This window comes from Thermophilibacter sp. ET337 (assembly GCF_024733715.1).
GTDB lineage: Bacteria > Actinomycetota > Coriobacteriia > Coriobacteriales > Atopobiaceae > Thermophilibacter.
The window spans coordinates 207,403-230,423 of the sequence record NZ_JANRHO010000003.1 but is presented as its reverse complement, the minus strand read 5'-3'; the positions used below and the strand labels follow the sequence as shown (position 1 = coordinate 230,423).

General features: G+C 68.3%; 19 protein-coding genes and 1 other RNA gene. 19 read left to right on the top strand and 1 reads right to left on the bottom strand.

The annotated features are described in order from the left end of the window. Nucleotides 1-95: 95 nt before the first annotated feature. The 18 genes from NW198_RS04560 (at nucleotide 96) to NW198_RS04475 (ending at nucleotide 20,442) form a co-directional block, all read left to right on the top strand. On the top strand, nucleotides 96-2,360 hold the full coding sequence (locus tag NW198_RS04560; RefSeq protein ID WP_258340180.1) for an N-acetylmuramoyl-L-alanine amidase: 2,265 nt from the start codon (nucleotides 96-98) through the stop codon (nucleotides 2,358-2,360). Between the two features lie 153 nt (nucleotides 2,361-2,513). Next, nucleotides 2,514-2,882, top strand: a transfer-messenger RNA (tmRNA) gene (ssrA, locus tag NW198_RS04555). Between the two features lie 83 nt (nucleotides 2,883-2,965). After that, a complete protein-coding gene (locus tag NW198_RS04550) occupies nucleotides 2,966-3,868 on the top strand; it encodes a patatin family protein (RefSeq protein WP_258340179.1) in 903 nt (300 codons plus the stop codon). A 53-nt stretch (nucleotides 3,869-3,921) separates the two neighbouring features. Continuing rightward, a complete protein-coding gene (locus NW198_RS04545) occupies nucleotides 3,922-6,570 on the top strand; it encodes a TIM-barrel domain-containing protein (RefSeq protein ID WP_258340178.1) in 2,649 nt (882 codons plus the stop codon). Nucleotides 6,571-6,852: 282 nt separating this feature from the next. Next, nucleotides 6,853-7,293: a 50S ribosomal protein L13 gene (gene rplM, locus NW198_RS04540; RefSeq protein ID WP_087314946.1), complete on the top strand. Its 441-nt coding sequence runs from the start codon at nucleotides 6,853-6,855 to the stop codon at nucleotides 7,291-7,293. Nucleotides 7,294-7,296: 3 nt separating this feature from the next. Then, entirely contained in the window at nucleotides 7,297-7,692 is a 396-nt protein-coding gene (gene rpsI, locus NW198_RS04535; RefSeq protein ID WP_087314944.1) for a 30S ribosomal protein S9, read from the top strand. 163 nt (nucleotides 7,693-7,855) lie between these two features. Then, a complete protein-coding gene (gene glmM / locus NW198_RS04530) occupies nucleotides 7,856-9,193 on the top strand; it encodes a phosphoglucosamine mutase (protein WP_258340177.1) in 1,338 nt (445 codons plus the stop codon). A 76-nt stretch (nucleotides 9,194-9,269) separates the two neighbouring features. Further along, entirely contained in the window at nucleotides 9,270-11,120 is a 1,851-nt protein-coding gene (gene glmS / locus NW198_RS04525) for a glutamine--fructose-6-phosphate transaminase (isomerizing) (protein WP_258340176.1), read from the top strand. A 2-nt stretch (nucleotides 11,121-11,122) separates the two neighbouring features. After that, nucleotides 11,123-11,662: a holo-ACP synthase gene (acpS, locus tag NW198_RS04520; protein ID WP_087314939.1), complete on the top strand. Its 540-nt coding sequence runs from the start codon at nucleotides 11,123-11,125 to the stop codon at nucleotides 11,660-11,662. A gap of 5 nt (nucleotides 11,663-11,667) precedes the next feature. Beyond that, complete coding sequence (locus NW198_RS04515; protein ID WP_258340175.1) at nucleotides 11,668-13,278, top strand: NAD(P)H-hydrate dehydratase; 1,611 nt, start codon at nucleotides 11,668-11,670, stop codon at nucleotides 13,276-13,278. A gap of 16 nt (nucleotides 13,279-13,294) precedes the next feature. Beyond that, nucleotides 13,295-14,455, top strand: coding sequence for an alanine racemase (alr, locus tag NW198_RS04510; protein ID WP_087314935.1), 1,161 nt, complete (start codon nucleotides 13,295-13,297; stop codon nucleotides 14,453-14,455). Nucleotides 14,456-14,504: 49 nt separating this feature from the next. Further along, nucleotides 14,505-15,128, top strand: a complete 624-nt coding sequence (locus NW198_RS04505) for a uracil-DNA glycosylase family protein (protein WP_087314933.1) — start codon at nucleotides 14,505-14,507, stop codon at nucleotides 15,126-15,128. Next, nucleotides 15,125-15,604, top strand: a complete 480-nt coding sequence (gene tsaE, locus NW198_RS04500; protein ID WP_258340173.1) for a tRNA (adenosine(37)-N6)-threonylcarbamoyltransferase complex ATPase subunit type 1 TsaE — start codon at nucleotides 15,125-15,127, stop codon at nucleotides 15,602-15,604. The genes NW198_RS04505 and tsaE overlap by 4 nt, the downstream gene beginning before the upstream one ends. A 107-nt stretch (nucleotides 15,605-15,711) precedes the next feature. Continuing rightward, on the top strand, nucleotides 15,712-16,110 hold the full coding sequence (locus tag NW198_RS04495) for a Fur family transcriptional regulator (protein WP_087314929.1): 399 nt from the start codon (nucleotides 15,712-15,714) through the stop codon (nucleotides 16,108-16,110). Nucleotides 16,111-16,178: 68 nt separating this feature from the next. Next, the gene (locus tag NW198_RS04490) at nucleotides 16,179-16,766 is read left to right on the top strand and encodes an NADH peroxidase (protein ID WP_087314927.1); all 588 of its coding nucleotides are present in this window, start codon (nucleotides 16,179-16,181) and stop codon (nucleotides 16,764-16,766) included. Continuing rightward, a complete protein-coding gene (locus NW198_RS04485; protein ID WP_087314925.1) occupies nucleotides 16,766-17,212 on the top strand; it encodes a DUF3783 domain-containing protein in 447 nt (148 codons plus the stop codon). Before NW198_RS04490 ends, NW198_RS04485 begins: the two co-directional genes overlap by 1 nt. Nucleotides 17,213-17,375: 163 nt before the next feature. Then, the gene (tsaD, locus tag NW198_RS04480; RefSeq protein WP_258340172.1) at nucleotides 17,376-19,847 is read left to right on the top strand and encodes a tRNA (adenosine(37)-N6)-threonylcarbamoyltransferase complex transferase subunit TsaD; all 2,472 of its coding nucleotides are present in this window, start codon (nucleotides 17,376-17,378) and stop codon (nucleotides 19,845-19,847) included. Nucleotides 19,848-19,947: 100 nt separating this feature from the next. Continuing rightward, nucleotides 19,948-20,442 (top strand): methylated-DNA--[protein]-cysteine S-methyltransferase, encoded by a 495-nt coding sequence (locus tag NW198_RS04475; protein ID WP_309147703.1) that lies wholly within the window; start codon nucleotides 19,948-19,950, stop codon nucleotides 20,440-20,442. Between the two features lie 66 nt (nucleotides 20,443-20,508). Here NW198_RS04475 and NW198_RS04470 read toward each other — a convergent pair whose 3' ends face one another. Further along, nucleotides 20,509-21,795, bottom strand: a complete 1,287-nt coding sequence (locus tag NW198_RS04470) for a serine dehydratase subunit alpha family protein (RefSeq protein ID WP_258340171.1) — start codon at nucleotides 21,793-21,795, stop codon at nucleotides 20,509-20,511. A gap of 190 nt (nucleotides 21,796-21,985) precedes the next feature. Between NW198_RS04470 and NW198_RS04465 the strand changes: the two genes are divergently transcribed. Then, nucleotides 21,986-22,921: a transporter substrate-binding domain-containing protein gene (locus NW198_RS04465; RefSeq protein ID WP_258340170.1), complete on the top strand. Its 936-nt coding sequence runs from the start codon at nucleotides 21,986-21,988 to the stop codon at nucleotides 22,919-22,921. The last annotated feature ends 100 nt before the right edge of the window (nucleotides 22,922-23,021 follow it).

Below are 23,021 nucleotides of genomic sequence, written 5' to 3'. Positions count from 1 at the left end.
TAGGCAGGGGCGGCCAAACAGCGTAACGTTTCACAGGAATGTGCGAACGGATGTCTCGCAATCCCGCGACGCGTCCCTTGCCTGGAGGTTCATACATGAATCGTAGCCGCTCCATCACCCGTCGCACCGCCGTCTCCGCCTCTGCGGCCGCCATCGGCTGCACGCTGCTTCGACCGCAGCTTGCGTGGGCAGACGAAGGGGCCACGTCGCTGACCTCGTCGGACGTGCTTGACTTCCTCTACATCGACAATGCCGAGCAGCGTGCCGGCGAGACCCAGAGCGTGGTCGTCGCGCTCAAGGGGCTTCCCGACCTTGTGGCCGCCACGCTGACCGTCGCCAACGCAGGCGCCGCCGACACGCTCTCCTGCGCGATGTCCGCCTCCGCGGGCTGCTCCGCGCTCTTCTCGTTTGTCCCTGAGCACGAGGGCACCTACGAGGTCACGCGCCTCGACCTCGAGACCGCCGAGGGCGCCTGCTCCGTGGACTTCACGGACTGCGACGCCTCCTACCGCAGCTTCACGGCAACCGCCGCCGTCTCCCTCCTGGCGGGCAACGTCGATGACGGGGCTCCCGAGCTGCGCGTCTACACCGATGACGGCGACGGCGAGCTCACGCTCTCCGAGACCATCGAGGAGGGCGCCGCCCTCGCGGGCGTGCCCGTCCCCGTCCAGGACGACGCCGATCAGGACGCGTACGCCCGCTCCCGCTCCGTCGAGCTCGCTGCGGCGGGCAAGACCGTCGTGGCCCTCGACCCGGGCCACGTGGCCGTGAGCTCCGGCGCCGTTGGCGTGAACGGGACCCAGGAGGCGTCCTGCACCTGGAAGATCGCCCAGTACTGCGCGGCCGAGCTCGCGAAGTACCAGAACGTCTCGGTTGTCTACACCGTCAAGCCGGGCGCCGCCGTGACGGGCAACGAGCTCGAGTATCGCGTCAAGAGCGCCGTCTCCCAGGGGGCGGACCTGTTCGTGAGCCTGCACCTCAACTCCACCGTGGGCGGCTCCAACGGCCAGGGCCATGGCGCCGAGATTTACGTCCCCTATGACGCCGAGTACAACAACACGACGCACGAGGTCGGCGAGGCGCTCGCTCAGCGCATCATCGAGCAGCTCACGAGCCTCGGCCTCTACAACCGCGGCGTGAAGATCCGGGTGATCAACAACGACCCCGACTACAGCTACCCCAACGGCGACGACGGCGACTACTACGGCGTCATCCGCTACGCGCGCAACTACAACCTGCCCGCCATCATCGTCGAGCACGCCTTCCTCGACAACGTGAGCGACTTCAACAAGTACCTGAGCGACGACTCCAAGCTGCAGCAGCTCGGCGTGGCCGACGCAAAGGGCATCGTCAACTATCTCGAGACCGTCGAGGACCCCTCGGCCAGCCGTGACATGCATCGCCTCTACAACCCCAACTCCGGCGAGCACTTCTACACCTCCAACGCCGCCGAGCGTGACAGCCTCAAGAGCGTGGGCTGGATCTACGAGGGCGTGGGCTGGGTCGCCCCGGGCCGCTCCGACACGCCGGTGTACCGCCTCTACAACCCCAACGCCGGCGACCACCACTACACCACCAGCGTGAGCGAGCGCGAGATGCTCGTGCTCGCGGGCTGGAAGTACGAGGGGATTGGCTGGTACTCGGACGACAACCGCGAGATCGCCGTCCTGCGCCAGTACAACCCCAACGCCATCGCCGGCTCCCACAACTTCACCACCGATTCCGCGGAGCGCGACATGCTCGTCAAGGCGGGCTGGCATGACGAGGGCATTGCCTGGTACTCCCTCAACCCCGTCGGCGTGTCCGGCGGCGAGGACGACCCCTACAACGGCCTCACCACGCGCACCCCGATCATGGGCGCCTCCGTCGTCTCCGCGAGCACCATGGCCGCGTACTACCGCGGCGTCGGGGCGAGCTATCCTTCCGACGTCTACGCCCAGTACGGCGCCCCGACGATCGACGACTTCTGCCGCATCCTCTGCGAGGAGGCTGCGGGCGAGGGCGTGCGCGCTGAGGTGCTCTTTGCCCAGGTCTGCATCGAGACTGGCAACCTGCGCTTTGGCGGCCGCATCAAGCCCGAGCAGTGCAACTTCGGCGGTATCGGCGCCACGGATGGCGGCGCCCAGGGCGCGGATTTCAGCGGCAACGGCACCGACTCGGTGCGCATCGGCCTGCGCGCCCAGGCGCAGCACCTGAAGGCGTACGCCTCGACCGACGCGCTCAACAACCCATGCGTCGACCCGCGCTTCTCGCTCGTGAGCCGCGGAAGCGCCCCGCTCGTCGAGAACCTCGGCAACGGAAAGTGGGCCACCGACAAGTCCTACGCCTCCAAGCTCCTGCGCGTCATGAGCTCGCTCTAGCCCCAAGGTGGGACGGATGCCCCGGAGGCATCCGTCCCATGGGGCGTGGGTGTCTGTCACGGTCGGGGGCAAAACGGGTAGAATACCCCTGCGGTCGCGCGAGCGGCCCGTACGTTGACAGCCGCATGGTGGCAGTCTTCCCATTCCATCCGTGGGGGTGACTGGTTTCGACAGGGTGGGTCTGAGATGGGCAGCAGGCCGTGGTCTCCTCGCCACGTTAAACAGGGGTACCGTCAAATTGAATTGACGACAACAACTCTTTTGAGCCTCAGCTGGCTCTCGCCGCTTAATTAGATAGCGGCGCGTCGAAGTGGGGATCGCTCCCGTTCCCGTGGAGACGTCATTTCAGGGAGATGCTCGAGCGGACGTGGTCGGTATGCCACTCGAAAAGATTGAACCGACTGGGACGCCAAGCGCGGGTTGCCGGGTGCGCGGCGTCTAAGACCTAACCGGTAACTGAGCCTGGAGACACCTGTCAGGGGTCCGCTTTGGACCGGAGTTCGATTCTCCGCACCTCCACCATGCACGCTTCGCGCCGGGACCCGCAGGGGCCCCGGCGCTTTTTCCTGCGAGTCGCGTCGAGAGGGGCGCGGAGAGGGGACGTCATGGCAACCGAGAAGACCAGCGTGCCGGCGCTCGTGCTGGAGGGCGGCGGCTTTCGCGGCATGTTCACGGCGGGCGTGCTCGACGTGCTGCAGGAGCGTGGGCTCTACGGCTTCTCGAGCATCTGGGGCGTCTCTGCCGGGGCGGTCAACGGCTCCAACTTTCGCTCGCGCCAGATCGGCCGCACCATGCGTGACATCCTGGCCTTTCGCGACGACAAGCGCTTCATGTCGCTCTGGTCGTTCGCGACGACCGGCAACGTCGCGGGCGTCGACTTCATGTACGGCGAGGTGCAGGACCGCCTGGACCCCTGCGACCTCGACACGTTCAACGAGTCCGAGACGCCCTTCTACGCCGTCGTCTCCGACGTCACCTTCGGCGCCCCGGACTACCTGCCCGTTCGACGCTACCCCGAGGACCTCGTGAAGGTGCGCGCCTCGGCCTCCCTGCCCACGGTCTCGCGCATCGTGGAGATTGACGGGCATCGCTACCTCGACGGCGGCACCACGGACTCCATCCCCTTCGAGACCGCGATGGGCCTTCCCGGCGCGCGCGAGGTCGAGGGGCACGTCCCTGCCGAGCGCGCCCTCGTGGTGCTCACGCGCGACCGCGCCTACGAGCGCGGCGCCGGCTCGGAGGCCCTTGCGCTCAAGTCTCATCGCTACGACCGCTATCCCTACTACCTCGAGGCGCTGCGCACGCGGGGCGAGCGCTACAACGCCCAGCGCGAGCGCCTCTGGGAGCTCGAGCGCGAGGGACGGTGTCTCGTCATCGCTCCGGAGGAGCCGGTGACGGTGGGGTCCTCGACGCGTGACGGCGAGTCGCTGCTCACGCTCTACATTGCGGGGCGCCGCCAGGCGCAGGCCCGTCTCGCCGAGATCGACGCCTTTCTCTGCGCCTGCTAGTTGGGGACAGTCCCCAACTAGCAGAATGTCCCCGACCAATGGAGGAGCGGTACGTGACTGACGTTCGTGTGAGTTTCGGCGAGAAGGGCCTGCCCTGTCGCATCGCCTTTCTCGACGAGACCATCGTTCGGGTGACCATCGACCCGGCAGGTGAGTTCGCGCCGTATGCACGCCCTCTCTCGCCGGAGCATGTCACGCGCATCCAGGCCCAGCCCGACGAGTCCGACGTCTACGCTCATCCCGTCGCCGCCGTGCGCGACGAGGGCGACGCGCTCGCGGTTTCCGCCGGCGGGACCGAGGCCCTTCTCGCCAAGGCGGACGGCCGCATGACGCTGCGCCGTCGCGGTCGCGCCGTCATGCGCGAGGCGGCCCCGGTGGAACTCGGCACGGGCCTCTCCACGCAGACGCTCGAGCGAGCCCCAGGCGAGCGCATCTTTGGCGGCGGCACGCAAAACGGCTACGCCGAGCAGACGGGCAGGGTCGTGCGCATCGTCTCCACGCCCATGAACAGCAACCAGTGGGGCGATGGCGGCGTGGCCTCCCCGAGCCCGTTTTTCTGGTCGAGCGTCGGGTATGGCGTGCTGAGAAGTACGTTTGCCCCGGGCGTCTACGACCTTGGCGCCACGGACGGGGCGCTCGCCTGCTCCCACGAGGACTCCGTCTTTGACGCGTACCTGCTCGTCGCCGAAGACCCCGGCGTGGGCCTGCGGAAGGTCGCCCAGTCGATCCTTCGCGCCTACTTCAAGGTGACCGGCGCTCCCGCGCTGCTGCCCGACTTTGCCTTCTACCTGGGGCATCTCAACGCATACAACCGCGACGCATGGTCGCGCGAGCCGCGGGAGGACGCCCAGGAGTGGGTCGTGCGCGGATCGGCGCCGGCGGACGGGCCGGGCGAGACGCGCTACGAGCTCGGGCGCCGACGCGGCTACGTGGTTCCCGAGGGGCACCTTGCCGAGTCGCTCAACGGTCCCGACGAGGTGCTCGTTGCCTCGGCCGAGAGGTACCGCGGGCAGACGCCCCACGAGTTCTCCGCCCGTGCCGTCATCGACGAGCACGCCGCGCACGACATGCCCCTCGGCTGGATCTTGCCCAACGACGGCTACGGGGCCGGCTACGGTCACAACGGCTACGAGATGACGGGCGGCGTGGGCGCGGACGGGGAGAGCTCGCCCGAGCGCCTGGCCGCCATCGCGGCCAACGTGGAGAACCTCGCGTCCTTCTCGGCCTATGCCAACGAGCGCGGCGTGGAGGTGGGCCTGTGGGCCCAGTCGCAGATCACGCCCTCGCCCGATCCGGACGTCACCTGGCAGAACCTGCGCGACTTTGCGGCGGAGGTGTCCCGCGCGGGCGTCCGCGCGCTCAAGACCGACGAGGAGTGGGTCGGGGAGGGCTACTCCTTTGGCCTCAACGCCACCCGTCAGGGCCACGAGATGCTCTTCGAGCGCACGGGCCAGCTTCCCTTCGTCCTCACGCTGGACGGCTGGGCGGGCACGCAGCGCTACGCGGCGGTGTGGTCCGGAGACCAGGACGGGTCTGGGTGGGAGTACGTTCGCATGCACGTGCCCACCTACATCGGGCAGGGCCTCTCGGGCAACCCCAACGTGGCCTCCGACCTGGACGGCATCTTCGGGGGCAACGCCCTCGTGGCGACGCGCGACTTCCAGTGGAAGGCCCTCACGCCCATCATGCTCGACATGGACGGCTGGGGGACGCTTCCCAAGCTGCCCTACGCGGGCGGCGACCCCCACACGGGAATCTGCCGCATGTACCTCAAGCTCAAGAGCGCGCTGATGTCCTATCTGCGCACCTGCGCGGCATCGGCCTCCTGCGTCGAGGGCTGGGAGGGCAACGACGACCTCGGCCTGCCCATGGTCCGCTCGGTGCTGCTGGCAGACGAGCGGGCGCGCGGCGAGATGGCCGAGAAGTACGAGTTTCTCCTCGGGGACGCCCTGCTCGTGGCGCCCATCTATCGCGACACGCGCGCCGACGCCGTCGGAAACGACGTCCGCGACGGCATCTACCTTCCCGGCGGACCGGATGACGTGTGGTTCGACTTCTTCTCCGGGGCGCGGCATCGCGGCGGGCAGGTGCTCGACGGCTTTGACGCGCCGCTGTGGAAGCTGCCGCTGTTCGTGCGCGGCGGCTCGATCGTGCCGAGGTGGGAGCCGCACAACAACCCGCGCCCCGCGGGCCCGCTCAACCCGCGCGGCCTCGACCGCACGCGGCGCGTCGTTGACTTCTGGCCCGTGGCGGGGGAGAGCCGTTACGTGGAGTTCGAGGACGACGGAGCCACGGCGGGCGGCCACGTCTCGACGGCGTGCTCGTGCGCGTGCCGTGACGGGGAGACGGTGCTGCTCGTCGAGCCGGCGCGCGGCAGCTACGAGGGCTTTGAGCCGCATCGCTGCGTGACGCTGCGGGCGACGGTCGAGGGTCGCCCCGAGGCCGTGCGCGCCTGGGCGGGCGAGAAGGGCCTGGAGCTGGTCGAGGTGACAAGTCGCGAGGAGCTCGAGGACGGCGAGCCCGCTCCGGGGACGGCGGCGTGGCTCTTCGAGGAGGCCCCCGCGGTCGAGACCTGGGCGCCCGCGGGCGAGCGCCTGCTGGCAGAGATGGTGGCCGAGGCCCATGGCGCCCCGCGCGTGAGCGTGCGGTTTGCGCGCGTTGATGTGCGCGAGGCCGCGCTGCGGGTGGCGCTTCTCGGCTGACGGGCGTGCGATCTCGCGCGGATAACATGCACAGTTCCGTTAACTTTCATATATCCGCAGGTCGGAAAATGGCGTTTCCGGAGCTGTGCATGTTAGCGCTTGAGGGGGGCGGTTCGCGCGCCCAGGCGTTTGTGCGGCTTGTGTGCGTGATAATTTCCAGCTCAGCGGCGGCGCAATGCGCTATACTCTTACAGCTTTTCCACAGAGCCCCGTAATCTCTGATACGAAAGCACGGCGGTTTGTCCAGAAGCCGCCATCACGTAGGTACGTAGGAGGAGTCAAGTGAAGAAGTCGACTCAGTTCGCCAAGAACGGCGAAGTCGAGCGCAAGTGGGTGCTCATCGACGCTGAGGGCGCGACGCTCGGCCGTCTGGCCACCACGGCTGCCATGATCCTTCGTGGCAAGAACAAGCCCCAGTACACCCCCAACGCCGACACCGGTGACTTCGTCGTCGTCATCAACGCCGACAAGGTCGTCCTCACGGGCGTCAAGGCTGACCACAAGCAGTACTGGCGTTACTCCGGCTACCTCGGAGGCCTCAAGCTCGAGAGCTTCCGCGAGGCCATGGAGAAGCACCCCGAGCGCGTCGTCGAGCACGCCATCAAGGGCATGCTCCCCAAGACCACCCTCGGCCGCAAGCAGGGCACCAAGCTCAAGGTCTACGCCGGCCCCGAGCACCCGCACACGGCCCAGAACCCCGTCCAGATCGATTGGAGGGCCTAACCGATGGCTGAGAACACCGTTGTTTACACCGGCACCGGTCGCCGCAAGGAGGCCGTCGCCCGCGTCCGTCTCGTCCCCGGCACCGGCAAGGTCGTCGTGAACGGCCGCGAGGCCATCGAGTACTTTGGCCGTCAGCAGCTCGTGGACAACGCCGTTGCCCCGCTGCGCCTGACCGAGACCGCCGAGCGCTTTGACGTCCTCGCCAACTGCGACGGCGGCGGCATCACCGGCCAGGCCGGCGCGCTGCGTCTCGGCATCGCCCGCGCCCTTCTCGACGCCGGCGAGTATCGTGAGGACCTCAAGAAGGCCGGCTTCCTCACCCGTGACCCGCGCGCGGTCGAGCGCAAGAAGTACGGCCTCAAGAAGGCCCGCAAGCGCCCGCAGTTCTCCAAGCGCTAACGGCACGTTTGTTGCGTCATCATGGACCCTCGGTTTCGTCCGGGGGTCCATTTTTTGTAAAACGGTGCGACGCGCGGGGCCCGGCTGCCCGTCGAGAGTAGGATAGGACGAGGATTATGCCGCTCGGCGATGCCGGGCGTTCCGCGCGTGAAAGGGGACGGCAATGAAGTACTTTGGCACCGACGGCTTCCGTGGCGTTGCCAACGAGGGCCTCAACGTCGAGCACGCCTACAAGATCGGTCGCTTCGTGGGCTGGTACTACGGGGCGCGCCAGGGCAGGAAGGCCCGCATCGTGCTGGGCAAGGACACGCGCCGCTCGAGCTACATGTTCGAGTCCGCCTTGGTCTCGGGCCTGGTGGCCTCTGGCGCGGACGCCTACATGCTTCACGTCATTCCCACGCCCGGCGTCTCCTACGAGGTCGTCGACGGCGCGTTTGACTGCGGCGTCATGATCACCGCGTCCCACAATCCCTACACCGACAACGGCATCAAGCTCGTCAACGACGAGGGTTACAAGATGGACGAGGACGTCCTCGAGCTCATCGAGGACTACATCGACGGCAAGAGCGAGGTGCCGCTGGCAACCGGCGACGCCATCGGCTGCACGGTCGACTACATGCAGGGTCGCAACCGCTACATCGCGCACCTCATCGCGAGCGCGAACTTCTCGCTTCAGGGCGTCAAGGTCGGCCTCGACTGCGCCAACGGTGCGGCCTCCTCCGTGGCCAAGCCCGTCTTCGACGCCCTTGGCGCCGACGTCCGTGTGATCAACAACAGCCCCGACGGCTTCAACATCAACGTGGACTGCGGCTCCACCCACATCGACCGCCTGCGCCGACACGTGGTCGAGCAGGGCCTCGACGTGGGCTTTGCCTACGATGGAGACGCGGACCGCTGCCTTGCCGTGGACGAGCGCGGCAACGTCGTCGACGGCGACCTGATCCTCTACATCTGTGGCGTCTACCTCAACAAGCACGGTCGGCTCACCGCCGGCACCGTGGTTCCCACGGTCATGAGCAACTACGGCCTGTTCAAGGCCTTCGACGAGGCGCACCTCTCCTACGAGACGACCGCGGTGGGCGACAAGAACGTCTATGCTTGCATGCGCGCGAACGGCTACAGCCTGGGCGGCGAGCAGTCCGGCCACATCATCTTTGGCGACATCGAGTGCACCGGCGACGGCATCATGACCTCTCTGCGCATCATGGAGGTCCTGCGGGCCGAGCGCGAGACGCTCTCGCAGCTGTGCGCCCCGGTGAAGCTCTACCCCCAGGAGCTCGTCAACGTGCGCGTGAGCGACAAGGACGCCGCCATGAGCGACGAGGGCGTCCTTGCCGCCGTCAAGCAGGCCGAGGAGTTCCTTGCCGGTCAGGGCCGCGTGCTCGTGCGCGCGTCCGGCACCGAGCCGCTCGTGCGCACCCTCGCCGAGGCGCCGACCGACGAGCTCTGCCGCAAGGCCAACGCCATCGTGCTCGAGGCGCTCAAGCCGTTTCAAGCCTAGGTGAGAAAACGCCACGTCGCCCCTCGGGCTGCTAGAATCGTGACGTGCCCCAGACGCAGACACGAGGAGGCTCCGCATGTGCGGAATCGTTGGCTATACCGGCAGTAGCCAGGCAATTGGCTACCTGCTCGAGGGTCTCAAGACGCTCGAGTATCGGGGATATGACTCCGCGGGCGTCGCGGTGCTGGGGACCGACGGCGCCCTGCACGGCGTCAAGTGCGCGGGCCGTGTCGCCACGCTCGTCGAGCGCTGCGAGACGGCCAACCTCGTCGGGACGACGGGCATCGCGCATACGCGCTGGGCGACGCACGGGGCGCCGACCGACCGCAACTCCCATCCTCACCGGGACTGCAGCGGGCGCATCGCCGTCGTTCACAACGGCATCATCGAGAACTACCGCGAGCTGAGGGCGTATCTGCAGAGAGGTGGTCACACGCTCGTCTCCGAGACCGACTCCGAGGTGATCGCCCACCTCATCGAGGACGCTTGGGCGGGTCCCTCCGCCGGCAACCTCGTGGGAGCCGTCCGCAACGCGGTGCGCCGCCTCGAGGGCTCTTGGGCGCTTGCCGTGGTGTGCGCCGACGCGCCGGGCGAGATTGTGTGCGCGCGGAACGGGTCCCCGCTCGTGGTCGCCTCGACCTCGGAGGGGGCGTATGCCGCCTCGGACGTCACGCCTCTCGCAAGCGTCACCTCTCATGTCATCCAGCTTGAGAACGGCCAGCTCGCTCGGCTGGAGCAGGGGGGGCGGGTCACGGTCTTCGACGCCGAGGGCGCCGAGGTCGACGTTCCCTCGACCATAGACATCGACTGGGACGCCTCTGCGGCCACGCTCGGCGGCTACGCCGACTTCATGGCCAAGGAAATCGCCGAGCAGCCGGAGGCGATCGAGCGCCTGCTCTCCGGCCGCATGGGGGCTCACGGCGTCACCCTCGATGAGCTCTCCATGACAGGCGACGAGCTTGCCTCGGTCGACCGGGTCTACCTCATTGCCTGCGGAACTTCGTATCACGTGAGCCTCATCGCCCGGACCCTCATCCAGACGTGGGCGAAGGTGCCCGTCATCTGCGACTACGCCTCCGAGTTCAACTACGAGAACGACGTCTTGGTCACTCCCCACACGCTCGGGGTCGTCATCACCCAGTCCGGCGAGACCGCCGACACGCTCACCGCGGCGCGGCGCCTCAAGGGGATGGGGTGCAAGGTGTTTGCGATCACCAACGTGCTCGGCTCGACGGCGGCGCGCGAGTCCGACGGCGTGCTCTACGTCCAGGCGGGCCCCGAGGTGTGCGTGGCGTCTACGAAGGCCTACACGGCCCAGATGGTGGCGAGCGCGCTTCTCGCCCTGCGCCTGGCCGAGGCTCAGGGTCAGATGGAGCGCGCGGAGGTGGAGCGTCGCTACGGGGACCTCTGTCGCATTCCCGACCTCATTCGCGAAGTCATCTCGCGCTCCTGGCAGGACAAGCGCGCCGCGCAGCTCTTCCGCCGTGCGCACTCCGCCCTCTTCCTCGGTCGTGGCGTCAACGCGACGACGGCCCTCGAGGGCGCGCTCAAGCTCAAGGAGATCAGCTACCTCCACGCCGAGGCCTATCCCGCCGGCGAGATGAAGCACGGGCCCATAGCCCTGCTCGAGCCCGGCTTCCCCGTGGTCGCCATCGTCCCCGAGGACCGCGTCCACGATAAGACGGTCTCCAACATCCAGGAGGTCATCGCGCGCGGCGCCGTGTGCGTGGCGGTTGCCACGGACGGCGACGAGGCCGTCGCCTCTCTCGTGGAGCATGTCCTGTGGATTCCCCATGTGCCGGACGAGCTGCTCGTTCCCATCGTCGCCGTGGTCCACCTGCAGATGCTCGCGCGCCACGTTGCCCTTCTCCGCGGGTGTGACGTTGACAAGCCCCGCAATCTTGCGAAATCGGTTACGGTGGAGTAGCTATGGCAACGGCAGGCATCGGCGTGGACATGCTCGAGATCGAGCGCATGGAGCGCGTCATCGCGCGACGGCCCAACTTCGTGAGGCGCGTGTTCACGGAGGAGGAGCGCGCATATTGCGAGAAGAGCGCGCGTCCCGCAGAGCACTATGCCGCACGGTTCGCCGCGCGGGAGGCCGTGCTCAAGGCGCTGGGCACGGGCTTTTCGGACGGCGTTGGCCTGCGTGACGTCTCCGTCTCGCGCGACGAGTCGGGCCGGCCGCGCGCGGTGCTCGCGGGGCGTGCCGCCGAGATCGCCCGCGAGCGCGGGGTGCGTGAGATCGCGCTCTCCATCTCGCACACCCACGACGTTGCCGTGGCCAACGCCATCGCGGTGACCGATGACGTGCGCCCCGTGCCGCCGGCCCGTGACGAGGCGGCCCGCGCGCTCGCAACCTCGTTCAAGGAGGCGCGCTCGGTGCTCGACGAGCTCGAGCGCGTGCAGGAGGAGGCGCTGAGCGGCATCGACGAGCGCCGTGACGAGAAGAACGCTACGAAGGAGTAGATGACATGCAGCCGGTACTCAACATCGAGGACGTCAAGTGCGTCGAGGTCGCCCTCACGCGCGAGGGGGTGAGCGTCTCCGAGCTCATGCACCGCGCCGGTTGCGCCGCGGCGCAGGAGGTCATGGAGCTCGGCGGCGTCGAGAACGTCGTGGTGCTCGCCGGCCTTGGAAACAACGGCGGCGACGGCTGGGTCGCCGCCGAAGCGATGCACGCCCACGGCGCCAACGTCACCGTCGTGACGCCGGTCGACCCGGACGAGCTCGCCGGCGACCTTGCCCGGCAGGTCGCCCAGAGCGCCGTGCGCGCGGGAATCCAACCCATGGTCGGCCCCTCGCGCGACGAGCTCGAGAGCCTGCTGGAGACTGCGGACGCCGTCCTCGACTGCATGCTGGGCACGGGCTTTCACGGGGACGTCCGCGCCCCCTTCGACATCTGGATCGACTGCGTGAACGCGTGCTCGGCGCGCGTGGTCTCCGTCGACGTCCCGAGCGGCCTCTCGGCCCAGACCGGGCACGCCTCGAAGAGCTGCGTCGTCGCCGACATGACCGTCACGATGCTCGCCCTCAAGCCCGGCCTGCTCGCCGACGACGGCCGTGACGTGTGCGGCGCGATCGTGGTGGCGCCGCTCGCGGAGCAGACCGAGCGCCTCGTCATCGACGCCGATCCCGTTGCCTGGAGGACCGACCTCATCGACTACCTCGACGTGCTCCCGACCCCCTCGATGGCGGTCGACAAGTTCACGCGTGGCTCGGTGCTCGTCGTTGGCGGGTCGAGGCGCTTCCCGGGGGCCGCGATCATGGCCGCCCGCTCCGCCGCGCGCATGGGCGCCGGCTACGTGACGCTGGCCGTCCCGGCCTCGGTGGCCTACGTGGCACAGTCCCATCTGCTCGAGATCCCCGTGGTCCCCCTTCCCGAGGAGTCCGACGGGACCATCTCGGCCGATGCGCGCGACGTCGTGGCCAAGCTCGCCGAGCGGGCCTCGGCCGTGCTCGTTGGTCCGGGAATGCGCACGACGAGCGGAACCTCAGCGATCGTTTCGAAGCTGCTCGAGACCAGCGCGCCCCTCGTCGTCGACGCCGACGGCCTCAACTGCCTCTCCCGTCTCACCGACGGTGCCCTGCCCGAGTTTCCCGAGGTCACGCGCCGCGGCGCGCCCCTCATCCTCACGCCGCACCGCCACGAGCTCGGACGGCTCGTCGGGCTTCCGTCCAACCCGCCCGACTCGCTCGTCGACCAGCTCGAGGCGGCGCGCAAGATCGTCTGGTCGGACGGGGGCTCCGAGCTCGTCGTCGTCACCAAGGGCACGGCGACCGGCTGCGTGAGCGTGGAGCGCGCGGTCATGCCCAAGCCGGGCCCGGCCGCGCTCGCCACCGCCGGCTCCGGGGACGTGCTGGCGGGCATGATGGTCTCGGCCCTCGCCCAGCACGGCGGCGGCGTCGATCTCGCCCTTCTCGCCGCCTATGTCTGCGAGGTCCACGGCTACGCGGGTTCGCTGGCCGCCGAGCGGAGGGGTACGCGCGCCGTCATGGCAACCGACGTCATCGACGTGATCGGCCTTGCCCAAGACGCGGTTGACGAGCACGTCATGTATCCGGAAGCGGACGAGCTGGCCTAGCGGCGAGGAGGAGGACATGGACAATCACGCGAGTCCGGAAACCCGCTGGTCCTGGGTCGAGGTGAACCTCGCTGCCCTGAGGAGGAACACCGCCTCCTTCAGGCGCCAGATCGGGCGCGGCACGCAGATGATGTGCGTCGTCAAGGCCGACGCCTACGGGCACGGTGCCGTCCCGTGCGCCAAGACCATGCACGCCGCCGGGGCAGACCAGTTCGCCGTCGCCACGGTGCGTGAGGGCATCTCCCTGCGCGAGGGCGGCATCGAGTGGCCCGTCCTCATCCTCTCCGAGCCCCCCGTCGACTGCGTGGGAACGCTCGTCGACTATGACCTCATGCCGGCGGTCTACACGGCCGACTTCGCCCTTGCGCTGGGCGAGGCCGCTGCCTCGCGAGGTCGCGTGGCCCGCTATCACCTGGCGGTCGACACCGGCATGACGCGCATCGGCGTCCGCCGTCAGGATGCCGTGGAGCTTCGGCGCACCATCGACTTCCACCGCGGCCTCGAGTGCGCGGGCACCTTCACGCACTTCGCCACGGCCGACGTCCTGGACGACTGGGACTTCGCCCTGCAGCTCAACCGCTTTCGCGAGACGGTTGAGGCGCTGCGCGGGGCGGGGCTCGACACGGGCCTCGTCCACTGCGACAACACGCCCGGCACCGTGCTGCACCCCGAGTGCCACTTCGACATGTGCCGCGTGGGCATCGGCCTCTACGGCCTGCACCCCGCCGACGTGACGCGTCCCCGGATCGAGCTCGAGCCGGTCATGAGCGTTCGAGGCCGCGTGGTGCGCGTGCTCTACCCCAACGTCGGCGACGGCGTGGGCTACGGCCTCACCTATCGCGTGCCCAAGCAAAACATCCAGATCGCCACGGTGCCCATCGGCTACGCCGACGGCCTTGCGCGCGAGCTCTCCAACAACATGGACGTGCTCGTGGGCGGCGTGCGCTGCCGGCAGGTGGGCAACATCTGCATGGATCAGTTCATGTTTGCGGTGGACGTCAACAGCGCCCGCGCCTACCGCCCGTCGCGCCCGGTGGAATATGGCGACGTGGTCACCCTCATCGGCACGGACGGCAACGAGTCCATCGACGCGGACGAGATGGCCCAGCTGCGCAACACGATCAACTATGAGGTTGTCTGCGACTTTGGGATGCGCCTTGAGAAGATCTACACCTAGCGGGTCCGGCGGTCGTCGCACGGCCGCGGAGAGAAGGGGGCTCGACCTCATGTCCGTCATGCACATCCCCGGTCACGAGCACCAGCGGCCGCGCGAGGTCTCGCTCCAGGAGATTCGCGACCTCATGGGCGACTGCCAGCTCTGCCCGCTGGGCGCAACGCGCACCAACCTCGTCTTTGGCGTCGGGAACCCGCGCGCCCGCGTGATGTTCGTCGGCGAGGGCCCCGGCCGCAACGAGGACCTGCAGGGAGAGCCCTTCGTGGGCGCCGCCGGCCACAAGCTCGATGCCCTTCTCGGCTGCGCGGGGCTCACGCGCGACGAGATCTACATCGCCAACGTGGTCAAGTGCCGGCCGCCCGGAAACCGCAACCCCAAGCCCGAGGAGATCGAGGCCTGCTCGCCGTTCCTGCGCGAGCAGATTCGCTCCATCTGGCCCGACGTCATCGTGTGCCTGGGCAACTTCGCCTCGCAGTTTGTCCTGCGCACCAACAAGGGCGTGACGTCGCTGCGCGGCCAGCTCTATCAGACGGGCCACTTCGTGGTCTGCCCGACCTTCCACCCGGCCGCCTGCATCTACCACTCCGACTGGCAGCCGCTGCTCGAGGCGGACCTGCGGATGGTCGGCGCGTGGCTGGCCGAGCATCCCGTCGAGCCCGAGGGAGGGGTACGGTGAGCGAGAAGATCATCAAGACGTGCTCGCGTGACGAGACCATCGCGCTGGGGGAGCGCCTGGGGCGCCTGCTCGTCCCCGGTGACGTGCTGGTGCTGACGGGGGACCTCGGGGCGGGCAAGACCCAGCTCACCAAGGGTGTCGCCGCGGGCATGGGCGTGGAGGGCGACGTCACGAGCCCCACCTTCACCATCGAGATGGTCTACGAGGGCGCCGAGATGCCGCTCTACCACTTTGACCTCTATCGCCTGGACGACCCCGACCAGCTCGAGGACACGGGCATCTTCGACGTGCTGGGCGCCGACGGCGTCTGCTCGATCGAGTGGGGCGAGCAGTTCTCCGAGGAGATCGGTGACGCGCGCATGGACGTCTTCGTGACGCGCCTCGATGACGAGGCCGCGCCGGGGGAGGAGCCCCCGCGCGAGGTCCGCCTCGTCGCGCATGACGCCCGGGGCGAGGAGCTGCTTGCCGCGCTGTAGCGCTCGGTTGCTGGAGGATGTCCTTCTCGTCCAAAATTGAGAAAAAATCTCAATTGAGAACAAGTATCAATATGCTATAGTCTTCTCAGCACGAGAGGAGGCGAGGCATGTCTGGCAGAAACACCGTTCAGCGCACGATCATCGAGGACGAGCTGCGCCGTCTGGCCAACCATCCCACCGCTGACGAGGTGTATGAGGCCGTCCACGCCTCGCATCCCAGCATCGGCCGCGCCACGGTCTATCGTACACTGGGCAGGCTTTCGGACGAGGGCCTGATCGGCCGCGTGAAGATCAACAACGGCGCCGACCACTTTGACCATCAGGCGTTTGCGCACTACCACGTGCGCTGCACCTGCTGCGGGCGCGTCGACGACGTGATGATTCCGGTGCTGGGGGAGGTCGACGAGGCTGCCGCGCGGGTGACGGGGTATCAGATCACCGGCCATGCGCTGCAGTTCGACGGCGTCTGCCCCGCGTGCCAGCAGGGTTTGGCTTCTACGGCCTAGGGCCGAGAGCATAGGAGAGGGCGGTGGGGCGCCACGCCTCGCCGCACGTCAACAACGAGGAGGTCACCATGGACAAGTGGGTCTGCAAGGTCTGCGGTTACATCTACGAGGGCGCCGAGCCGCCGGCGGAGTGCCCGGTCTGCAAGGCTCCGGCCAGCATGTTCGAGAAGGTCGAGGGTGAGCTCAAGCTCGCCGCCGAGCACGAGTACGGCATCTACGGCAAGACCGTCAAGGACAACCCCGACATCTCCGACGAGGACAAGGCCTACATCCTCGAGCAGCTCAAGGCCAACTTCAACGGCGAGTGCTCCGAGGTCGGCATGTATCTCTGCATGGCCCGCATCGCCCACCGCGAGGGCTATCCCGAGATCGGCCTGTACTGGGAGAAGGCCGCCTACGAGGAGGCCGAGCACGCCTCCAAGTTCGCCGAGCTGCTCGGCGAGGAGCTCGAGCCCAACATGAAGGCCTCCACCAAGGCCAACCTCGCCTGGCGCGTCGACTGCGAGTTCGGCGCCACGCAGGGCAAGACGGAGCTCGCCACCTGCGCCAAGAAGAACAACCTCGACGCCATCCACGACACCGTCCACGAGATGGCTCGTGACGAGGCCCGCCACGGCAAGGCTCTCAAGGGCCTGCTCGAGCGCTACTTCGGCTAATGGCCGGCAAGCCTCAGAAAAAGGCTGCCCGCAAGAAGGTCAAGCCCTCGGGGCCCGCGCCGTGCGCGGTGCTCTGGGGGCTTGACCCCTCTTCCGAGAAGGGCGCGGCGGTCCGCGGGGTGCTGCGCGAGATGGGCGTGGTGGCGCGCACGGCGCTGCCCGAGCGGCTGGGCGATCCGGCGGGCGCGTTCGCGCGGCTTCCGGGGTTTCGGCAGACGCCGATGCCCTATGAGGGGCCGACGCCGGAGTGCGATGAGTTTGTCCTGCTCTGCGGACTTACGGACGCACAGGTCAACGTTTTTCTCGCCCGCTCGCGCGAGGCGGGGTGCGTGGTGGGGCCCAAGGCGCTGCTCAACAAGGTCAACCGCGCCTGGCCGCTCGTGCGTTTGATCGAGGCGGTGGCTGGCGAGCATGCGGCCACTTCCGCCCGGGCAGACTCGGACTAACCCCACACGTGGTCTCTGTTTTAGTTTAATCGGCGGGCGTTTTCGCAGGAAAGCTTTTGTGAAGAGCGACCACGTGTGGGGTTCATCGTTTTGAAACATTCCCTGCGAGCATCGCTCCGCGCTACACTTAGCAGGTTGAAACCCTGAGCGAGAAGAGCTGCGCATGAGCGAGAAGAACGTCAAACCTGCCGAGAAGACCGTCCTGGCGCTGGACACGTCCACGGACATGCTGGCGTGCGCCGTCGGGCGCGTGGGCGCGGACGGTGTCGTGGAGGTGCTCGCTGCCCGCGACCACCTCTGCCGCCGTCAGGCAAACGTGGAGCTCGTGACCACGGCGCGGGAGGCGCTCGCCGACGCCGGCCTTTCGATGGGCGAGCTCGACGCGGTACTCGTGGGGCGCGGCCCCGGCTCGTTCACGGGCGTGCGGATCGGCATCGCCACGGCCAAGGGACTCGCGTGCGGCTTAGGCCTGCCACTTTATGGGACCTCCGCGCTCGACGCGATGGCGTGGTCGGCGCATGCCGCCGGCGCCCGAGGGACGCTCGCGGTGGCGGGCGACGCCATGCGCGGCGAGGTCTACCCGGGCATCTACGAGCTGGACGAGGCTGGCGCACACCGCACCTTCCCGGCCGAGACCGTGCTCAAGGCCGATGCCTGCGTGACGGCCTGGGTCGGGCGTGCCGACGCCGCCGACCTCACGCTCACGGGCAACGGGCTGGTCAAGTACCGCGGGCGCTTTGAGGCTGCGGGGCTCACGTCCTTCTCGCCCGAGGAGGCGTGGTACCCCACGGGAGAGGGGCTTCTGCGCGCTGCCGTGGAGGCCGGGGTGTTTGAAGGCGCGTCCGCCCAGCCCGGAGACCCGGCGCTGGTCCTTCCCATCTACACCCGTCTCTCTGACGCCGAGGAGGCCGAGCGAACGCGCCTTGGCCTCAAGAAGCCGGCGACTGTTGAGCTTACCGGCGTGGATGACGCGCTTGCGGGCATTCATCTGCAGTTGCGTCCGATGACGGTGAACGACACCGCCGCCGTGGCCGCCCTCGAGGCCAGCGCCTACGAGGGCTCCGCGCACACGCCGTGGACGGAGCGGATGTTCTACGAGGAGCTCTCCCAGCCCGGCCGCAGCTGGTGGGTCGCGCACGACCAGGGGACCGTCATCGGCTTCGCGGGCGGCGTGCTCGCGGGGGCTGACTTCGAGGTCGAGGAGGTCGTCGTGGACGCGGCGCGCCGACGCGAGGGCATCGCCTGCCGCCTCGTGGCCCGCGTGGCCTACGACGCGCAGATGCTCGGGGCGCAGACGATCTCGCTCGAGGTTGACGAGAAGAACGAGCCTGCCCGCGCGCTCTACGGCGTGCTCGGTCTCGCGGAGGAGGGCCGTCGCCCGGGCTACTATCCGGCGGCCGCCGGCGAGCCCGCGCACGACGCCCTCATCCTGCGCGCGCCGCTGCCGCTCGCGGCGGACGCCGTGATCCAGACCGGCCGTCCGGAGCCGGCGCCCTCGATTCGCCCGTGGCCGATCGTGCCCGGCGAGCGCTCGCCCGAGGCGCGCGCCGCGCTGGCGGCCGCCAGCCCGCTCATCCTCACGATCGAGTCCTCCTGCGACGAGACCGCCATGGCCGTGACCGACTCCCACGGCGTCGTGTGCGCGAGCGTCGTCGCCACGCAGATCGACTTCCACGCGCGCTTTGGCGGCGTGGTGCCCGAGATCGCCTCCCGCAAGCACGCCGAGGCCATCGTGGGCGTCTTCGAGGAGACCCTCGCCCGAGCCGGCGAGCACTTTGGCGTGGACACGCTGGCGCCCTCCGACCTCGCGGCCGTGGGCGTCACGGCGGGGCCGGGCCTCGTGGGCGCGCTCGTGGTGGGCGTCGCCTTTGCCAAGGGCCTCTGCGCGGCCGCCGACCTGCCGCTCATTGCCGTGCACCACCTCGAGGGCCACCTCATGGCCAACCTCTTCGAGACGCCGGACCTCGAGCCCCCCTTCGTGGCGAGCATCGTCTCCGGCGGCAACACCATGCTCGTGCATGTGCGCGCCTGGGGCGACTATGTGCTTCTGGGCGCCACGATCGACGACGCGGTGGGCGAGGCCTTCGACAAGGTGGCCAAGGCGCTCGGCCTGGGATACCCCGGCGGCCCTGTGATCTCCAAGCTCTCCGCGCAGGGCAATCCCAAGGCCATTCACTTCCCGCGCGCAATGATGCACAGCGGCGACTACAGCTTCAGCCTCTCCGGCCTCAAGACCGCCGTCATCACCTACATCGAGGGCGAGAACCGCGCCGGTCGTCCCATCAACCTGCCCGACCTTGCGGCGAGCTTCGAGGCGGCCGTCATCGACGTTCAGGTGGCCAAGGCCGTGACCGCCGTGGAGGAGACCGGTGTTGCCGACTTCTGCGTCGGCGGCGGCGTGGCGGCCAACCCGGGTCTGCGCGCAGCGTACAAGAAGGCGCTCGAGAAGCGCGGCGTGCGCGTGACCGTGCCGCCCATGCGCGCCTGCGGCGACAACGCGGCGATGATCGGGATCGCGGCCCTGAGGAGCTACAACGCCGGGTCCTTCTCGCCGCTCACCCTGGACGCCGACCCCAATGCGGCCCTGGGCACCTGGGCCACGCCCAACGCCCCCGTCCCGCCTACCTGGGAGTAATGAAAAGGGACAGTCCCTTTTCATCGGGATGTGCTCGGACGGCGCGTTTTTCTCAGGAAATCGCACTCTTATAGTGCAGCTTGGAGGATTGGTGGCCGATATGTACGCCTGCGACTACGAGTCCCCTCTTGGGAGGATGCTGCTTGCGGCAGACGGTGACGGTCTGGCGGGCGCGTGGTTCTACGGTCAGCGCTACTTTGCTCGCGGACTGGAGGATGACGAGAAGAACGTGGAGCTTGAGGCGCCCGCGCTGGCTGCTGCGCGCCGCTGGCTGGATGCGTACTTCGCAGAGGAACGTCCGTCTGCGGCGGACGTTCCGTTGGCGCCGCGCGGCACCGCGTTCCAGCGCCGCGTATGGGACGCGCTTCTCGCCATCCCGTATGGGGAAACGCGCACGTATGGCGAACTTGCGGCGGCGTTGGGTAGCTCGCCGCGCGCCGTCGGCTCCGCCGTGGGCAAGAACCCCGTCAGCGTGATCATCCCGTGCCACCGCGTGGTGGGCGCGGACGGCTCCCTCACCGGCTACGCCGGCGACCTCGACCGCAAGTGTGCGCTGCTGGAGCTTGAGCTGGAGAGCACCGCCCCTGCCCGTTGACGTGCGGCTTCCGGACGTTTTGGGACGAGAAACCGTCCGCAATCCGCGCCCGCGCCGAAGGAGACGTCAGCACGCGCCGCTCCCGCACATGAGCTCGATGATCGTGCGGTCGGTCTCGCGCATGCCCTGAGCGGCCAAAACGCCCACGTTGCGTATCGTGTTCTCCACGCCCTTGACCACGATGCCGTCGCCGCCAAAGAACTGCTTGCCCTGCCGCTGCATCTGCATGCCCAGAAGGCCCGCCTCCACCGCGCTCGCGATCTTAGCCGCGCAGCTCGCCTTGGCGCCGTCGCAGACCATGCCGGAGTCGATGGCGATGGCGTTCACCACCGTATGCGCGATCTCGTCGGCGCGCCCGCCGTAGAGGTAGGTGATGCCGGCCGCCGCGCCCGCGCCCGCGCTCGTTGCGCCGCAGTAGGCGGAGAGGCGGCCGATGCCCGTCTTGAGGTGGATGGTCACCAGATTGGACACCACGAGCGCCCGGAGTAGCTCCTCGTGGGAGACGTCCAGCTCCTGGGCGTAGACGATCACGGGGACGCTTGCCGTGAGGCCCTGGTTGCCGCTGCCGGAGTTGATGACTACGGGAAGCTCGCAGCCACCCATGCGCGCGTCGGAGCCGGCGGCCGCCCAGGCCTTGGCGCGGTTGGCCACGCCATCGCCGTACGCCTCGAGAAGCACCTTGCCGATGCCCGCGCCCCAGCTGCCGCGGAGACCCTCCTGTGCGATGGCGGTGTTGCACGCGATCTGTCGTCCGAGCACCTGCTTCACGTCGTCGAGGTTCACCTCGTCCGCAAACTGGACGATCTTCTCGATGGAGAGGCAGTCGCGGTCCGTCCCCGCGTCCTTCTCGCCCGCGCCCTCCTCGAAGGGCTCGCTGAGAAGGACCTCGCCGTCGCGTTCCACGCGAATGACGTTGGTGTGCGCGCCGGCGATCTCGCAGAAGGCCGTGTGGCAGCCGCTTGAGACGCGCACCTGGATGTCGAAGATCCACGGGCGCTCGGAGGGCGTGACGCTCACCTCGTGCTCGGCGAGGTAGGCGCGCATCTCCTCGATCTCGCCTCCGGTGATGCCGGCAAGGACCTCGAGCTTGGCCTCGGCGTCCCCTGCGACCACGCCCACCGCCGCGGCGGCCTCGATGCCGCGCGCCCCGCCCGTGTTGGGCACGACGACGCTCTTCACGTTCTTGATGATGTTGGCGCTCGCCGCAACGTCCACGCGCTCCGGAAGCTCCCCGAGCGTCTGCCGGGCGAGCGCGGCGCAGTAGGCCACGGCGATGGGCTCGGTGCAGCCCATCGCGCAGACGAGCTCCTCCTCGAGGATGGCGACGTAGGCGTCGTAGCTTTCCTGGTCCATGAAGGCCTCCTGGGCAACCCGTTACGGCGATGTTTCCCACGATGGTATCAGCTCGAGGTTCTTCTCGTCCCGCGGTATCCTGCCGACGTGCGCGTAACTTTCTCGCATTAAGTTGCAAGGGGGAGGGGAATGGGTCCCCTCCGGTTGCGTCGCGCGGAAGGGGATTACTCAAAAAGGGAAAGGAACCACCATGAAGGCCACCCCGCACGTGTACGTATCTGACAGAGTCTCTCGCCGCGACTTCCTCAAGCTCTCGAGCCTCGTGGCGGGCATGGGAGGCGTGATGGTCCTTTCCGGCTGCGGCCCCGCCGCGCAGGAGCCCACCGCCGACGACACCGACGCGACCGACGAGCCCGCCGCAGACGCCGACGGCGCCGCGACCCTCGGTGACGGCGTGACGCTGCGCGTGGGCATGGAGGCCGCCTACGCCCCCTACAACTGGCAGGCGACCGAGGAGTCCGACACCACCATCCCCATCGAGAACGTCGAGGGCGCCTTCGCCGACGGCTACGACGTGCAGATCGCCAAGCGCATCGCCGAGGAGCTGGGCATGGAGCCCGTCGCGGTGAAGATGGACTTTGGCGCGCTCGTTGACTCCCTCAACAACGGAACCATCGACATCATCTGCGCCGGCATGTCCGTCACCCCGGAGCGCGCCGAGTCTGCGGACTTCACCGACTCCTACATCGACGACGAGGTCATCATCGTCGTCAAGAAGGACAGCGACTACGCCGACGCCACCAAGCTCTCCGACTTCTCCGGCGCCTCCGTCCTCGGCCAGAAGGACACCTTCTACGACGACCTCATCGAGGAGATCCCCGACGTCAACCACATGACGCCCGTCGCCACGGTGCCGCTCGTCGTCGACGCCATCGAGAACGGCACCTGCGACGCCATCACGTTCTCCTCGATGTCGCTGCCCAACCTGCTCGAGAACTACCCCGACCTCATGAAGGTCGAGCTCGAGGAGGGCGAGGGCTTCTCCGACCCGAGCAACCCGGACAACGCGGCCATCGCCAAGGGCCAGGACGAGATGCTCGACCGCCTCAACGAGATCATCGCCGGCATCACCGAGGAGGAGCGCCTCGAGATGTGGCAGGATTGCATGGACCGTCAGCCTGCGTAATTCAAAAGGGGACAGTCCCCTTTTGAATCATTTTCGACCCGAGCGGGGCGGGGGCCTTGGCCCTCGTCCCGTTCACGGCGATAGAACGACAAGAACCGCA

What these genes read in the sequence shown, in the direction of transcription:
- NW198_RS04515 (WP_258340175.1), top strand. Translation starts at nt 11,668, where the DNA reads ATGCAGCCGGTACTCAACATCGAGGACGTCAAGTGCGTCGAGGTCGCC.
- tsaD (WP_258340172.1), top strand. Translation starts at nt 17,376, where the DNA reads ATGAGCGAGAAGAACGTCAAACCTGCCGAGAAGACCGTCCTGGCGCTG.
- NW198_RS04465 (WP_258340170.1), top strand. Translation starts at nt 21,986, where the DNA reads ATGAAGGCCACCCCGCACGTGTACGTATCTGACAGAGTCTCTCGCCGC.
- NW198_RS04485 (WP_087314925.1), top strand. Translation starts at nt 16,766, where the DNA reads ATGGCCGGCAAGCCTCAGAAAAAGGCTGCCCGCAAGAAGGTCAAGCCC.
- NW198_RS04550 (WP_258340179.1), top strand. Translation starts at nt 2,966, where the DNA reads ATGGCAACCGAGAAGACCAGCGTGCCGGCGCTCGTGCTGGAGGGCGGC.
- NW198_RS04475 (WP_309147703.1), top strand. Translation starts at nt 19,948, where the DNA reads ATGTACGCCTGCGACTACGAGTCCCCTCTTGGGAGGATGCTGCTTGCG.
- acpS (WP_087314939.1), top strand. Translation starts at nt 11,123, where the DNA reads ATGGCAACGGCAGGCATCGGCGTGGACATGCTCGAGATCGAGCGCATG.
- alr (WP_087314935.1), top strand. Translation starts at nt 13,295, where the DNA reads ATGGACAATCACGCGAGTCCGGAAACCCGCTGGTCCTGGGTCGAGGTG.
- rpsI (WP_087314944.1), top strand. Translation starts at nt 7,297, where the DNA reads ATGGCTGAGAACACCGTTGTTTACACCGGCACCGGTCGCCGCAAGGAG.
- NW198_RS04490 (WP_087314927.1), top strand. Translation starts at nt 16,179, where the DNA reads ATGGACAAGTGGGTCTGCAAGGTCTGCGGTTACATCTACGAGGGCGCC.
- NW198_RS04470 (WP_258340171.1), bottom strand. Translation starts at nt 21,795, where the DNA reads ATGGACCAGGAAAGCTACGACGCCTACGTCGCCATCCTCGAGGAGGAG.
- glmS (WP_258340176.1), top strand. Translation starts at nt 9,270, where the DNA reads ATGTGCGGAATCGTTGGCTATACCGGCAGTAGCCAGGCAATTGGCTAC.
- NW198_RS04505 (WP_087314933.1), top strand. Translation starts at nt 14,505, where the DNA reads ATGTCCGTCATGCACATCCCCGGTCACGAGCACCAGCGGCCGCGCGAG.
- glmM (WP_258340177.1), top strand. Translation starts at nt 7,856, where the DNA reads ATGAAGTACTTTGGCACCGACGGCTTCCGTGGCGTTGCCAACGAGGGC.
- NW198_RS04560 (WP_258340180.1), top strand. Translation starts at nt 96, where the DNA reads ATGAATCGTAGCCGCTCCATCACCCGTCGCACCGCCGTCTCCGCCTCT.
- NW198_RS04495 (WP_087314929.1), top strand. Translation starts at nt 15,712, where the DNA reads ATGTCTGGCAGAAACACCGTTCAGCGCACGATCATCGAGGACGAGCTG.